Here is a 13,861-nt window from a genome sequence, read left to right as displayed (position 1 = left end):
TACACCTGGACCTCGGGCGCACTGGGCGGAGAGTGGATACCACGGGGGACAGGGTAACTGGTCACTTGTCCGTTTTCCTGAAGTCGGGGAGGGGTTATGGGGAGCGGGCGAGTAGGCGTGCCTAAAGCTGGTCGAGGAAAGTGCGATGTGGCCGTCTCGGGATAGCCGGTCGAGAAGCGCCTGAATTTATATGTCGAGACGTAGATATGCGCATCTAACAATGTCAATCGTATAAACAAACACCACGCTGTGAAACGATCGTTTCAACACCCAAAAAGCCTGGATCGGGCAACTACTTACCGAGCTTGCTGCTCGAGCGTGGATGTCTGTGCGCACCCCATACGATGCAACGAATCGACCGCCGCCGCTGCTATCGGCAGCGCCGGGCGGTCGTGCGGGAAGGACACAGTGGGAACAGACAGGCCCGTGCGCGCATTGGACAGCGGGGTCGCGCTCGAAGTGCTGAGCGATGGTCTGCGCCGAGCCGAGTGGCCACAGGCCGATGCGGTGTTACGGCAGGCCGGTCCGGCGGTGTGGCCGGAGTTGACCGACTTGGTCGTGGGCGGCGCGGACGACAGTGCGCAACGGGCGGGCGCTGTACTCGGATTTCCCCGTGTCACCGACGAAGTCCGGCTGCAAGTAGCGCACCTGCGAGACGAGGATCCGGACGCGCGCCGCCTCAGCGCGGAGGTACTCGGACATCGCGGCGGCGATGCTGCATTGCCTTACGCGCGCGTGCTGGCCACGATGTTCGACGATCCGTATCCGGGTGTGGTGGCCGCAGCCGTGGGCGCCTTCGCGGACATCGGCCGCGCGGCGGTCCCGATCCTGCGGGAAGTCCGGCGCTCGGCTCGCCGCTCGCGTCGTGCGGCGCTGGCCGCCCTCGTTGAGATCGGCTGGGATACACTCGATCCCATTGATGCTCGGGTGGCGGCACGTCTGGTTGCCGCCAAGATTCGCGCCGAGATCGCTCAACCGTTCTATCCCAACGGGGAGTGGTACGCGCTGCGCACCGACGACCGCGACGCGGTGCTGCGCGCATTCGGGCTGTCCGATCCGGTGCCCATCACGATGCGCGCTGGATTCGAACGCTGGCAGTTCCGCCCCACCCCCGGAAGCTGGCTCATCGATGACTTCAGCGGTCACCGCCGGTGCGCCCAGATGTTCGTCTCCCCGGTTCTCGATGGCTGGACCCTGGTCTTCGGCACGCCCAAGAGCATGATCAGAAAACACGACGAGACGTCCATCGAGGACGAGCACGTTGCCCAGCAACGCCGATGTGTGGAGCTGAGCCGGCAGTTCGGCACCGTCTACTGGTACGTCCAGGTCGAGAACGGAGGATGTGGCGACTGGATGGGCTGGTGTTCGGCCGAGCAGGAGTCGCTGATCCGCTACTACCACCACGATTTTCACGAAGGTGAGGTCGAGGCCGGCGAGCCCTTGGCTGCCGAGGCAAACTTGCACACCCCCGATGGCAGTGGGCTTCTGGGAAGGATTCAGCAACACCTGCCCCAGGAACAGGCGATGTACCTGCTGCTCACCATGCCTGAATACGACCCGGACGCCGAGGGGGAGAATTCGAGTGAGGAAGCGCTGGCGGCGCTGGGCGAATGGCGCGAAGAAGTACGGGCCCACCTTGCGGACGTGGGTGTTGAACTACTGCCGGGTCGAAGCGCCGCCATCATCGCCGAGCGTACGACCGTCGGGCTCGGTCAACTCGGGCCCCACACCTCGGTCCAGGGCCACGGAGTCCTGGCGCTGACCGATTGTGGAAGGCAGTGGGGGCATCGTGGCGCATTCCCGCTATAACTGTGGCCGGACCGGATCGGACCGTTTCCTTCCTCCGGAAGTAGGTGGTATCGGGGAGGCGGCGGTGACAATCGAGATGGGCAAGCGCCCGCGTCAAGTCGAGGAAGAACCGGGCGGGCTGTCGAGGGGGCATCGGGATGGGAAGACGACGTGGTCGCCGCGGATCGGATGCGGCGGCGTTGATGTTCATGGCTGCCATCGCCGCGCTGGTGGTTGCACCCAAGATCGCGGACATCGCCGCACGGCAAGCCGCGGCGCTTGCTTCTGTCGGGGCCTGTGTTCTGGCCATTGCTGCCGTCGCCGCCGTGCTGACGGCGCGGCATCGCCGCCAGGTGCGTGCTCGCGATGACGCGCGGGTGCTGGTGGCGCTGCGGCAGAACTCGCTGAGTCCCTCCGAGTTCGAGGAAGCGCTGGCCGCGTTGTGCCGCCGCGACGGCTGCACCGATGTCCGGGTGGTCGGCGGATCCGGTGATCTAGGCGCCGACGTGATCGCGCGGGCACCGGACGGTCGCCGAATCGTCTTGCAGGCCAGGCGTTACCACAACGGCCGCAGCGTGGGCAGCCAAGACGTCCAGCGCTTCGGTGGGACCGCGCACACCATCCACGGCGCCGACGTGGCGGCCGTGGTGACCACCGCGCATGCGTTCACCCCGCAAGCACGCGCGTACGCGGCCAAGGCCAGGATCTTGCTCATGTCGGCAAAAGAGCTCGCAGCGTGGGAATCGCAGACCGGGCCGAGTCCCTGGAACTGAAACCGAGAAACCAGAGTGCCCGAGAAACGATTGATCTCTGGGACGCTTGCAACCCGCTCAGGTCGAACGCCGCTCAGGTCAGCGACACTAGCCGGTGCGGTGTGCGGCCGCGGCATGGCAGAACGTCTGCGGACGGCCCTCGACGGCGCGACCGGTCAAGCGGGGGCGGTGGCACAATCGGGCCGAGCTTCAACGCATGGCGAGAGCTGGCCGCGAACATCATCGTCACCGACGCCGTTCGGATGTGCCGCCCCAGTGACCAAGTTCTGATTCGGGGGCGATCAGCAGGGGGCCTCCGGTGGACTCGACCCAGGTGTGAAGCATGGCGGCTCACTCGTTGCTCGTTTGTCGGTCGGTTTCCTGTGCCCGTCATTGTCGACTACGTGAAACCTATACCGGCCCATCGTCATTGAGCGAGGGTAAGTCGTCCATCCAAAGCTCCACGGGGATGGACCTGTGGCAGGGCATGAGCGTCGGCCGCGTTCACCGATCGAAGCCGCGGAAGACACCGTCGTCGTCGACGCTGCCGGCGTAGTCCTCGAAGTCCACGTTGGAGAGGAGGAAGTTGGCCTCGACCTCGGCCATCGCGATCGGTGCGATCCGGAACACCGCGTCGCCGTCCCCTCGAACATCCTCGCCGCTGGTATCGACCACCAGCAGTGGGTGCTCGGGGTCGGTCATCGTGGTGGTGTCGGCGAGGAACACATAGGTCTGGCCATCGATCAGATCACCTAGATCGGCGGGCGTCAGCCCGTCGAAGGTCACGTCGTCGACGGGTGTCAGCTCTGTCATCGTGTCTTCGTCGTAGGACGCGATGACCGCCGCGAGGGTTTGGGCCCACGCCGCGTCGTCGGTGAAGTCCGTACGCACCAGAAGCGATTCGCCCTCGGGCAGAGATCGTGCCATAGGCCCGATTGTGCACCCCTACCGCGAGGGAGGGTCGGGCGACCCACGCCCCACCGGGCCGTAACCGGGGCTATCGGTGGGGCCGTGATCGTAGATCGGGATGTTCCATTTCTCGCGCGTCCAGTCGCTGGCGATACCGAGATCCAGATCAGGCATTGTTGGGGTGGCGCGTCGCGCTGGCTCGGCGTGTCTCTTGGGTGCGCGCTCATGCCGAGTTCGAGGCGTTCGCAGGAGTGTGTACCGATCTCGGCTGCACCGATGAATTCTCGGATGGCTGCCTCGTCAAATCTACTGGATAGGCCGAAAGACAGGAGCCCGACATGACCGACCTGCCGACGTGGCTGGATCGTTCGTGCGCAGCGGCGAGGCGGGCACCAGTATCTGAGGGCGCTTGTGCGCGGGACCGAAGGATTCCGGCCGCCCGCACATCTACGGCACCGCATTACCCGCGTCGGGTCCAGCGCCCGCCGCTACGACAACCGAGGAGCTCGAACTATGGACCAGCACGCCATCGATGAGGTACTGAGCCGCCCACTCAGCCAGGAACTACTGGCCCGTGACCTGGCCAGGCTGGCCTTCATCGGGCTGGACGGCACCCCGCGGTCGATCCCGATCGGGATTGTCTGGAACGGCACGGAAGTCGTCATGTGCACCGCGACGAACGCGCGGAAACTCCCCGCGTTGCGCCGCAATCCCGCGGTCGCGCTGACGATCGACACCGAGTCGCACCCGCCGAAGGTCCTACTCATCCGCGGCCGTGCGGAGCTGGATGTCGTCGACGGCATCCCGGACGAGTACCTCCAGTGGAACGGCACTTATGAGATGACGCCCGAACAACGGACCGAGTGGGAGGAAGGCGTGAGGTCGCTCTACGACGGCATGGTCCGAATCGTGGTCAAGCCGACCTGGGCCAAGCTGATCGACTTCGAGACAACACTGCCCACCGCCATCGAGGAACTAATGCAGCGACAGAAAGAACGTGAGCGCGCCTGAACACGTACACGCGCCGCCGAAGTCGGCGGCGCGCCCCGAAAGGAGATCGCCATGAGCGAGACCGACCAGCGTGGCCCCCGACCCGGGCGCGGGACAATCCAGCGGATGGACAACATCGCCATCGTCGTCGACGACCTCGCGGCTGCTACGGCGTTCTTCGTCGCACTCGGACTGGAGCTGGAAGGCGAGGCGACAGTCGAGGGCAGCGCGGTGGATCGCCTCGTCGGGCTCGAGAGAGTCCGATCGGACATCGCGATGATGCGCACCCCAGACGGCCACGGACGGCTCGAGCTGACCAAGTACCGGACGCCGCCGGCCCGCGGCGGTGACCCGCGCGCTCCGGCGAACACGCTGGGCATGCATCGCATCATGTTCGCGGTCGAAGACATCGACGGCATCCTCGACCGCTTGCGGCCACACGGAGCCGAGCTCCTCGGCGAGCTGGTGCAGTACGAGAACAGCTACCGGCTCTGCTACCTCCGGGGCCCCGCGGGCATCCTCGTCGCGCTGGCCGAGCAGATCAAGTGACCGGCCGGTCAACGGTCCAGCGCCGCGACGGGGCCATCTCGCGCCCGCAACCTGTGGTTCGTGCTGAAACCTGGGATCGGTAGGTGGCGGGCGTGGCATCTACTTACCCCATGACATCTTCTCAACATCCTACGAACAAACCGCAGTCCGCCGGCTCGGACAAAAGGACCAGCGCGATCCTGTCGTACGCATTGGGGTGGCTCACGGGAATCATCTTCCTATTCGTGGGAAAGAATGATCCCGACGTGAAATTCCATGCCGCGCAATCAATTGTCTTCTTCGGGGCGATCTCGGTGGTCAATATTGTTCTGGGCATCGTCGGCTCGCTCCTCGGAGTCGTGGGGATCATCTTCAGCCTCGCCGGGCTCGCAGTCGCGGTCTTCGCGGTCGTCGTCTGGATCATGGCCATGGTCCAGGCGAACAAAATCGGCGGTCTCCGTGCAGAGCTTCCCATCGTCGGAAGATTGACTGCCCCATATGCCGATCGGTTGGCCGACTCCGTCAAGTAGCGGCATTTTCGAAGTCCTCCGCTGGATTTCGTAATCGAGGATGGGTGTCGGCACTCCTGCCGACGGCCGGATACGGCAGTCCGAAGATCTACGGCCCGAGACTATCTCGGGCCGTTGACGTCCTCGCGGAACGTCCGATGATGCCACCGACTCCTCGGCGTCGTAACGCGCGGACTTGACCAAGGATCGCCGGCGTCAGTGAGCGCGGCGGCCATGGTCGGATGTCCCCAGGCAAGATCTGCCTCACGACGACCACCTCTCACCGACTGGCCGCAGGCCGATGGTGCAGGGTTGTCGGTACGGGGTGGTAGTTCTGTTGTAGAGCGCCTGCCAGGTTGTGAGTTCGCTACGGAAAGGTGTCCTGACATGGTCTGGAATCCGTTGCCGCGAGTGGCCCGGCGGTTGGCCCAGCAGCGGTGGGTGATGCGCTCGGCGCCGGTCGTGCTGCGGGTGGATCGGTTGGTCCGGCGTGCCAGCGGCGGCCGCATGGGCGTCCTGGATCTGGCGGGTCTGCCCTCGATCCAGATCACCGTGGCGGGGCGGAAGACGGGGATTTCGCGCACCACGTCGTTGCTGTGCGTGCTGCACGATGCCGACTTCGTAGTCCTCGGTTCGAATTGGGGCAGTGCCGAACATCCGGCGTGGTCGGCGAATCTGCGTGCGGCGCAGACCGCTCAGGTTCGTTACAAGGGCGAGCAGTTCCCGGTCGCGGTACGTGAGCTCACCGGCGTGGAGCGCGAACGCGTCTGGGAGCGGGCGGTCGCCTTGTGGCCCGGTTACGCCATGGAGCACGAACTGTCCGGAGGGCGGGTGTTCCGCATCTTCGAGCTGCGCCGCGTGTCTGCCTGAAGCGTTGTGAATCGTATGCGAGCGGCGGTCGGGCTCGTGTGCGGCAGCTTACGGTGGGACGGTGACCACGCATCTGACCCACTGGGGCGCATTCGAGGCCGACAGCGACGGCGAACGACTCATGAACGTCCGGCCGTGGCGTGGTGATCCGGAGCCGACGTCGCTGATCGGCAATATCGCTTCGGCACAACACCACCCGACCCGTATCGATCGGCCGTACATCCGCAGGGGTTGGCTGGAGAGCGGTCCCGGTCCCGGCCCGCGCGGTTCGGAGGGTTTCGTCCCGGTGTCGTGGGAGCGGGCGTTGGACCTGCTGGCAGGCGAACTCGGGCGGGTGTACCGGCAGCACGGACCGGAAGCGGTGTACGGCGGTTCGTACGGCTGGGCCAGCGCGGGGCGTTTCCATCACGCGCAGAGTCAGTTGCATCGGTTTCTCAACTGTCTCGGCGGCTACGTCCGGCACGTGAACAGCTACAGCCTCGGCACGTCGACGGTGTTCCTGCCGTATGTCCTCGGCGACATCGGGTGGGTGACGCAACAGGCGACGGCGAAAGCCGTGCTGGCCGAGCATTCGGAGCTGGTGGTGGCTTTCGGTGGGTTGTCGCCGAAGAATGCGGCTGTGTCACCGGGTGGCGTGTCGCGGCACAACGCGCGCGGGTGGATCGCGGCGGCGCGGGCGCGGGGCTGCCGCTTCGTGTCGATCAGCCCGCTGCGCGACGACACTGCGCCCGAGGGTGCGGCCGAGTGGATCGCCCCGCTGCCCGGGACCGACGTGGCGATGATGCTGGCGCTTGCCCAGGTGCTGGACGAGGAAGGATTGGCCGATCAGGAGTTTCTGCGCCGGTATGCGGTCGGCTACGAGCGCTTCGCGGAATACCTGCGTGGCGCGGCGGACGGAGTCGTCAAAGATCCGGCGTGGGCGGCGTCGATCACTGGTGTGCCTGCCGAGCGTATACGGACGCTGGCGCGCGAGATGGCGGCCGCGCGCACGCTCGTGACGGTGAGTTGGTCGCTTCAGCGGGCGCGGCACGGTGAGCAGCCGCTGTGGGCGGGGGTCGTGCTGGCGGCGATGATGGGGCAGATCGGGCTTCCTGGTGGCGGGTTCGGACACGGTTACGGGTCGGTGGCCGGTGTCGGCGAGCCGGCGCGTATGCCGGTGCCGCGATTTCCGCAGGGGCGCAATGGCATCGATATCTTCATCCCGGTCGCGCGGATCGCGGACATGCTGCTCAACCCGGGTGAACCCTATCGCTACAACGGTCAGGACCTGGTGTATCCGGACGTGCGGTTGGTGTACTGGTGCGGTGGTAATCCGTTCCATCACCACCAGGATCTGGCTCGGTTGCGGGCGGCGTTCACGCGCCCGGACACGGTCGTGGTGCACGATGCGTTCTGGACGGCCACCGCGCGGCACGCCGATATCGTGCTGCCGTCGACCATGTCCATCGAGCGCGACGATTACGGTGCGGGCGAGGGCGACAGCTCCTTCTTTCCGATGAGGGCGCTCACCCGCCCGCGCGCCGAGGCTCGGGACGATTATTCGATCTTCGCCGAGGCGGCCGATCGGCTCGGGGTCGGCACGGAATTCACCGAGGGGCGCTCCGTCGGCCAATGGCTGCGGCATCTGTACGAACAGTGGCGAGCGGGGCAGTCACGGCTGGGCCACGAGCTGCCGGACTTCGACACGTTCTGGACCGGCGAGTGCCTCGAGCTTCCGGTGCCCGACCCGCGGCAGGTGCTGGCTGCGGACTTTCGCGCCGACCCGGACCGGTTTCCGCTCACCACACCGAGCGGGAAGATCGAGATCTTCTCTGCGACCATCGATGGCTTCGGGTACGCCGATTGCCCGGGGCATCCGGTGTGGTTGGAGCCCGAGGAGTGGCTGGGCGGTCCGGCGGCGAGGCGATATCCGTTGCAGTTGGTGGCGAATCAACCGCGGACCAAGTTGCACAGCCAGCTGGACATGGGTGCGCACAGCCGGTCTGTGAAGATATCCGGGCGGGAACCGATTCGCATGCATCCCTCCGACGCCGCGGCTCGTGGCCTGCGCGCAGGTGAGGTCGTGCGCGTGTTCAACGAGCGAGGCAGTTGTCTGGCCGGATTGCTGGTCGACGACGGGGTGCGGGCTGGTGTGGCGCAGTTGTCCACCGGGGCTTGGTACGACCCGGATCCGGCCGATCCGACGTTCTGCCGCCACGGTAATCCCAACGTGCTCATCGCCGACCGCCCGTCCTCCACGCTGAGCCAGGGCTGCGCCGGGCAGCTCACGCTGGTGGAGATCGAACGCTATGCGGGTCCTCCAGCGGATGTGGAGGTGCTTCGCCCGCCCCGGATCGGAGTTGCGTCCGAGTCGTAGTCCACCGTTGGTGGTCGTGTCCGTGCGGTGCTCACACCGCCACACAGGTGGGCCTCGACGTTCACGGGACCTATCGCTCGGCGAACATCGTCTGGTTGTAGGTTGTGTTCGCTGATCGCTATTGCTGGTCCATATAAGCAGTGGTGATCGCGGAAGTCGAACAAAAGACACGAAAATATGGACAACGGATGGTTGTTCATGGAGGTGGCGGGTGGACCTGGATCTGGCGGCGCTGCGCGCGTTCGTCGCGGTGGTGGAGCAGGAGCAGTTCGGCCACGCCGCGGCCGTGCTCGGGATCAGTCAGCAGGCGGTGTCCAAGCGCATCGCGAAGCTCGAATCACAGCTCGGTGCGGAGCTTTTCGATCGCGGGCACGGCAGTAGCGTGCCGACCGGCGCCGGTGCGCGATTGCTGCCGTACGCGCGGTCACTGCTGGCGGGCGCCGAGGAGGCGGTGCGGGCCGTTCGTGCGCAGGTGCGGCCGTTGCGGGTGGCGGTGCTGGGGAAACGCGCGGCCGCGACCGAGTTGATGGAGTTCTATCTGGCGCGCCATCCGCGCTGCGACACCGAGATCGTCATCTCGAACGCGATCACGACCTCGCGGGAGGCCTTGCGCAGCGGCCTGGTCGACGCAGCCCTGGCCCGCGCGTACGGCGGACCGGTGACGTTGCCCGGCGACATCGTCGCCGCGCCCGCGTATCTGGAGCCGTTGTATCTGCTGGTGGGTAAGGATCATCCGTTGGCGGGCCGGTCGACGATCGCGTTGCGGGAGATCGCCGGGCATCCGGTGTGGGTGCCGGGGGCGGCCACACCGTCGGAGTGGGCGGATTTCTATCGAGATCTCAGTGCGTTCAGCGGGGTTCCGGTCGACACCAGTGGACCGATGCTGAACTTGGCGCAGCTCGTCGAACGCATCGCGGACTCGTCGTCGCTGACGACCTTCAGCGGAGACGGTGGCCAGACGCCGTGGCATCCCAACCTGCGGCGTCTGATGGTCGTCGATCCCACTCCGGCGTATCCGCTGGCGCTGCTGTGGTCGGCGGGCAACCGGCATCCGGGGCTGCGTCCGTTGATCGAGCACGTCGCGCAGAACTACAACCGGGATATCGCGGCCGCCTGCTGGGTGCCCGAAGCCGATCGGGCGCTGTTCGCCGTGCCGGGCGCCGCGCCCGGCACGGAGTGTCCGCCCCTGCCTCTACCATTCCCCGGGTGACCGGATACGACCCGCTCGACGCCTTCGAGCATCTCGACACCTCGACGTTGCCGCCGCGGCAGCAGCGGATTCTCGCCACGATCCGGGAGTGGGTGCTGCGGCACGGGTATCCGCCGAATACGCGTGAGATCGGTGACGCGGTGGGTCTGCGCTCCACGTCGTCGGTGTCCAAGCATCTGAAGAGCTTGGAGGAGCGGGGTTTTCTGCGGCGCAGCCGGACGGTGTCGCGGCCGATCGATGTGCGGATGTTCCTGCAGGCGGGCGCGCGGCGGGAGACGGCGCAGGATTCGGTGGCGGTGCCGGTGGTCGGCGATATCGCCGCGGGCGCTCCGATTCCGGCCGAGGAGCATGCCGACGAGACGATGACGTTGCCGCGCGAGCTCGTCGGGCGCGGCACGGTGTTCGGCCTGCGGGTGCGTGGTGATTCGATGATCGACGCGGCCATCTGCGACGGTGATCTGGTGGTGGTCCGCCGGCAGCACGAGGCGCATTCCGGGGAGATCGTGGCGGCGATGATCGAGGGCGAGGCGACGGTGAAGGTGTACCGGCGGCGCAACGGTCACGTGTACCTGGAGCCGCGCAACCCCGCCTATGAGGTGATCGATGGCGACGAGGCGGTCGTGCTCGGCAAGGTCGTGTCGGTGATGCGGCGGGTCTGACCTCGCCGAACTGTGACGGCGCGATGCGGCCCGCGGTGACCGCCGTACCCTGAACGGCATGCTGACATCTTCCGGCGCCGGGTTCGAGCAGCTGGTGCGCTTGCTCGACGGGCGCCGGGTCGTCGCGCTGACCGGTGCCGGGGTCTCGACCGACAGCGGTATCCCCGACTATCGCGGTCCGTCCTCGCCGCCGCGCAACCCGATGACCTACCAGCAGTTCGTCGGCGATCCGGTCTTCAGGCAGCGGTACTGGGCGCGCAACCATGTGGGCTGGCGGCGCATGGACGCCTCGCGCCCCAATCCCGGGCATCGCGCGCTGGCGTGGCTGGAGCGGATGGGCGTGGTCACCGGGCTGATCACCCAGAATGTGGACGTTGTTGTTCCGGCTGGCGTGTGAGTGTCTGATCTCGGCACGGGTGATCCGGCCGGGTCCGGTGACGGTGGTGGAGCGGGTCGCCCACGCCCGCAAGCAGGCTCAGTCCGAGACCTACGACCGGTTGGCGCATGAGTTCACGCCGGAACGGTGTGCCGAGCTGGATGCGTTGCTTGCCACCGACGTGTCGATCGGAATGTCACGGTTGCGGTGGCTGTCGACCGGACCGGTGGAAGCATCGGCGGAAGCGGTGAAGGCCGAAGTCGACAAGCTCGGGTTCTTGCGCGGTCTGGGCGCGGACAGCCTGGACATGTCGGAACAGATGCCGGTGGTGTCAGGCGTTGGCAAAGGCATCGAGTCCAGCACGAAGCTCAACAAGCACAGAAGGGTGATCGAACGGTCGATCGCCTGGCTGTTCGGCTACCACCGCCTGAGCATCCGATACGAGCGCTACGCCAACCACTTCTGCGCCTTCCTCACCCTCGCCGCCGCACTGACCTGCTACAAGAGGCTGGTGCAGGTGAGAGCGACAAAGTGAAGTCTAGGGTGTACCCGTGACTGTCACCTGGGACTCTTCGACGCCTGGCCTGCTCGTTCTGCCGTCGGGCCGAATGATACGCGGCCGAGCACTTCGTCGGCCGATGCCGGACGGTCCCGTGCCTGAATTCGGGTTGTACCTGCTCGGAAAACAGCCTCCGGCCGTGGCGTGGTCCAGCAGATGGATTCGGTGGCCCGACTTCTGGTTGCCTTCAGATCGCACCGACGCCCACGGTGCACTGCAGGAGGCGTGGAAGCGAACCGCCGCCGAGCGAGTCGAGGTGGCCTGCAACGGCGGCCACGGCCGAACCGGCACGGCACTCGCATGCATCGCAGTGCTCGACGGCATCCCCGCAAACGAGGCAGTCGCCTACATCCGCACGCACTATTCACCGCGCGCTGTCGAAACACCTTGGCAACGCCGCTTCGTTCACCGCTTCACGACTTCAGCCGACCACTGACAAACAAGCCTCCACAAACCCGGCCAACTAAATGTCACGACGTGAGACACTCTGAGTCAGTACTGCTCTCCGGTACCGACACCACTGAGTTCGATCCTGTCGACACCTCGCCGGACATCGGGGAGGCCGAGTGTGTGGAGTGGACCCCGCGGTGGCGGCGCAGATCCTGCGTTCCTCGACACCCAGCGGGCACCGGCTGGTGCAGGCCCTGATCGCCGAAGGCGGATCCGCCCCGGTCGGCAGGATCTCAGAACTGACCGGCGACAGCCTGCTGCGCGCGGCCACGCAGTCACTCAACGTCGCGGCCCGGCGGGAAGGCGTCACCCGCGGCCTGCCCGAAGCGACGGCTGATCCAGGCAATCCGTTACCCGAATCCGCTCACCTCTCCAAGGTGGCCGCCTACTCACTTCCGACCGAGTCGATTCCGGCGTTCACCGCCGCGATCGAGCTCCTGGACGACCTGCACCACCGGCTCCACGAATGACCCGCCGTCATTCCCCGCGAAATGAACGGTGCATGGTGCGGAGGCTCGAGCTGACGCGCGACGACGGATCGACCGAACCGTTGCGCCCGAGGCACTCGATCCTTTCCAGCGCACTGTTGGCGAGTGCCGACCTGCAACGCATGGGCTAGCCAATGGTTCAGCTCCTGCATGAGTCACCGGGTCGGGAAGATGCGGCGGACCGTTGAACCGCACCTCGCCCGCGGAGGGCGACCCCGCCCCGGATTACCGTGAACCGGTCAGCTCGATCGCGCAGCGGATCGCGCGGTCGACCGTGGAGCGCGCCATTTTCATGCTGGCGGCGATGCCGTTCGACGTCGTGTGCGGCTGGGAGTAGGCCTCGTAGATCCAGGCCAGGATCTTGACTGGTTGGTGCCGGGCCGAAGCCCTGGTGGTCAATCGAAAACGTACGCAACGGCTCTGGCGCGAGGAAGGGCTGAAACGCCCCGTCCGGGTGCGTAAGAAGCGCCGGATCGGCCCTGGCCGCCATCAACGGCTGCGGGCGTCGCGACCGGATCAGATGTGGGCGTTGGATTTCCAGGTCGACCTCACCGTCGACGGCCGGCAGGTGCGGTTCCCCAACGTCATCGACGAGTTCACCCGGGAAGCCCTCGCCGTCAAGGCTTTCCGGTCCTGCACCGCCGATGCGCCGATCGGCGTGCTCGACGAGATCATCGCGGCGACCGGGCGCAAACCCGAGCACATCCGCATGGACAACGGCACCGAGATGACCGCACACGCGATGACCGACTGGTGCCGGTTCACCGGGGTCGATGCGCCGTTCATCGACCCAGGACCGCCATGGCAGAACGGGATTTGCGAATCGTCCATCGGCCGCTTCCGCGACGAATTCCTCACCTGCGAGATCTTTCATTCTCTGACCGAGGTCCAGGTCCTTGCCGAGGACTGGCGCTTCGAGTACAACAACTACCGGCCACACGGATCGCTGGGCTTCCTCAGCCCCCACCGCATTCCGCCAGCAATGGTCACCGACCGAGTTCAACCAACCACTACAACTCACATGATCGGTGGACCTGAAAACGGGGCCCAGTCAATAGCAGGAATCGCTTTGACCATAGGCCGCAGCGCTTCAGCGTCGTTGGTGTTGGCGGCCGAGATACCCACCGACAGCGGGATTCCGCGCGGTCGGACAGCACGTGGATCTTCGAGCCGGGCTTGCCGCGATCAACCGGGCTCGGGCCGGTCAAAGGTCCCCCTTTTTCACCTGGACACTCGCCGCGTCGATGACCGCTCGCGACCAGTCGATCAAGCCTGCGCCGCCCAGCTCATGGGACTGCCCCGGCTTTGGTTGACTCGCGGTGTTGATGGGTTCAGGCCGCGAGTGCGGTCTGGTTGATTGTCTCGAACTCGATTGGGGTGAGTTTGCCGAGTCCGCGTTGTCGCCGTTTGCGGTGGT

The 13,861-nt window shown here is 66.2% G+C and carries 14 protein-coding genes and 4 pseudogenes; 15 read left to right on the top strand and 3 right to left on the bottom strand.

Annotated features, from left to right (window positions below; all coding sequences use genetic code 11):
* Positions 1 to 510 precede the first annotated feature (510 nt).
* The gene (locus tag GVY39_RS31925) at positions 511 to 702 is read right to left on the bottom strand and encodes a hypothetical protein (RefSeq protein ID WP_159930711.1); all 192 of its coding nucleotides are present in this window, start codon (positions 700 to 702) and stop codon (positions 511 to 513) included.
* Here GVY39_RS31925 and GVY39_RS31920 point away from each other — a divergent pair.
* Both GVY39_RS31920 and GVY39_RS31915 read left to right on the top strand, forming a co-directional pair.
* Positions 634 to 1,809, top strand: a complete 1,176-nt coding sequence (locus GVY39_RS31920) for a HEAT repeat domain-containing protein (protein ID WP_370523856.1) — start codon at positions 634 to 636, stop codon at positions 1,807 to 1,809. The two genes, GVY39_RS31925 and GVY39_RS31920, sit on opposite strands and share 69 nt — an antisense overlap.
* A 137-nt stretch (positions 1,810 to 1,946) precedes the next feature.
* Positions 1,947 to 2,561 (top strand): restriction endonuclease, encoded by a 615-nt coding sequence (locus tag GVY39_RS31915; RefSeq protein WP_159930713.1) that lies wholly within the window; start codon positions 1,947 to 1,949, stop codon positions 2,559 to 2,561.
* 483 nt (positions 2,562 to 3,044) lie between these two features.
* On the opposite strand, the gene GVY39_RS31910 is transcribed toward GVY39_RS31915, so the two are convergent.
* A complete protein-coding gene (locus GVY39_RS31910; RefSeq protein WP_159930714.1) occupies positions 3,045 to 3,467 on the bottom strand; it encodes a hypothetical protein in 423 nt (140 codons plus the stop codon).
* A 495-nt stretch (positions 3,468 to 3,962) separates the two neighbouring features.
* Here GVY39_RS31910 and GVY39_RS31905 point away from each other — a divergent pair, with 495 nt between their 5' ends.
* The 13 genes and pseudogenes from GVY39_RS31905 to GVY39_RS34885 all read left to right on the top strand — a co-directional run.
* On the top strand, positions 3,963 to 4,460 hold the full coding sequence (locus tag GVY39_RS31905) for a pyridoxamine 5'-phosphate oxidase family protein (protein ID WP_159930715.1): 498 nt from the start codon (positions 3,963 to 3,965) through the stop codon (positions 4,458 to 4,460).
* 51 nt (positions 4,461 to 4,511) lie between these two features.
* Positions 4,512 to 4,988, top strand: coding sequence for a VOC family protein (locus tag GVY39_RS31900; RefSeq protein WP_236565785.1), 477 nt, complete (start codon positions 4,512 to 4,514; stop codon positions 4,986 to 4,988).
* Between the two features lie 110 nt (positions 4,989 to 5,098).
* Positions 5,099 to 5,497, top strand: a complete 399-nt coding sequence (locus tag GVY39_RS31895; RefSeq protein WP_159930716.1) for a DUF4870 domain-containing protein — start codon at positions 5,099 to 5,101, stop codon at positions 5,495 to 5,497.
* 366 nt (positions 5,498 to 5,863) lie between these two features.
* Entirely contained in the window at positions 5,864 to 6,346 is a 483-nt protein-coding gene (locus tag GVY39_RS31890) for a nitroreductase family deazaflavin-dependent oxidoreductase (protein ID WP_159930717.1), read from the top strand.
* Between the two features lie 61 nt (positions 6,347 to 6,407).
* The gene (locus GVY39_RS31885) at positions 6,408 to 8,702 is read left to right on the top strand and encodes a molybdopterin-dependent oxidoreductase (protein WP_255466347.1); all 2,295 of its coding nucleotides are present in this window, start codon (positions 6,408 to 6,410) and stop codon (positions 8,700 to 8,702) included.
* A gap of 211 nt (positions 8,703 to 8,913) precedes the next feature.
* Positions 8,914 to 9,912 (top strand): LysR family transcriptional regulator, encoded by a 999-nt coding sequence (locus GVY39_RS31880; RefSeq protein ID WP_236565786.1) that lies wholly within the window; start codon positions 8,914 to 8,916, stop codon positions 9,910 to 9,912.
* Positions 9,909 to 10,571, top strand: coding sequence for a transcriptional repressor LexA (lexA, locus tag GVY39_RS31875; protein ID WP_159930718.1), 663 nt, complete (start codon positions 9,909 to 9,911; stop codon positions 10,569 to 10,571). The genes GVY39_RS31880 and lexA overlap by 4 nt, the downstream gene beginning before the upstream one ends.
* A 58-nt stretch (positions 10,572 to 10,629) precedes the next feature.
* A pseudogene (locus tag GVY39_RS31870) lies at positions 10,630 to 10,950 on the top strand (Sir2 family NAD-dependent protein deacetylase); the annotation flags it as partial.
* Positions 10,943 to 11,260, top strand: a pseudogene (locus GVY39_RS35465) (Tn3 family transposase); the annotation flags it as partial. The pseudogenes GVY39_RS31870 and GVY39_RS35465, both read left to right, overlap by 8 nt.
* Positions 11,261 to 11,555: 295 nt before the next feature.
* On the top strand, positions 11,556 to 11,942 hold the full coding sequence (locus GVY39_RS34890; RefSeq protein WP_249644769.1) for a protein-tyrosine phosphatase family protein: 387 nt from the start codon (positions 11,556 to 11,558) through the stop codon (positions 11,940 to 11,942).
* 130 nt (positions 11,943 to 12,072) lie between these two features.
* Positions 12,073 to 12,426: a hypothetical protein gene (locus GVY39_RS31855; protein WP_159930719.1), complete on the top strand. Its 354-nt coding sequence runs from the start codon at positions 12,073 to 12,075 to the stop codon at positions 12,424 to 12,426.
* Positions 12,427 to 12,628: 202 nt separating this feature from the next.
* On the top strand, positions 12,629 to 12,781 hold the full coding sequence (locus GVY39_RS31850) for a hypothetical protein (RefSeq protein ID WP_159930720.1): 153 nt from the start codon (positions 12,629 to 12,631) through the stop codon (positions 12,779 to 12,781).
* Between the two features lie 54 nt (positions 12,782 to 12,835).
* Positions 12,836 to 13,396 (top strand): annotated as a pseudogene (locus GVY39_RS34885) (integrase core domain-containing protein); the annotation flags it as partial.
* Between the two features lie 104 nt (positions 13,397 to 13,500).
* Here GVY39_RS34885 and GVY39_RS34880 read toward each other — a convergent pair.
* Positions 13,501 to 13,729, bottom strand: a pseudogene (locus GVY39_RS34880) (transposase); the annotation flags it as partial.
* Between the last annotated feature and the right edge of the window lie 132 nt (positions 13,730 to 13,861).

This window comes from Nocardia sp. CY15, from assembly GCF_009829295.1.
Lineage (GTDB): Bacteria > Actinomycetota > Actinomycetes > Mycobacteriales > Mycobacteriaceae > Nocardia > Nocardia sputi.
This window is presented reverse-complemented; position numbering and strand designations above follow the sequence as displayed.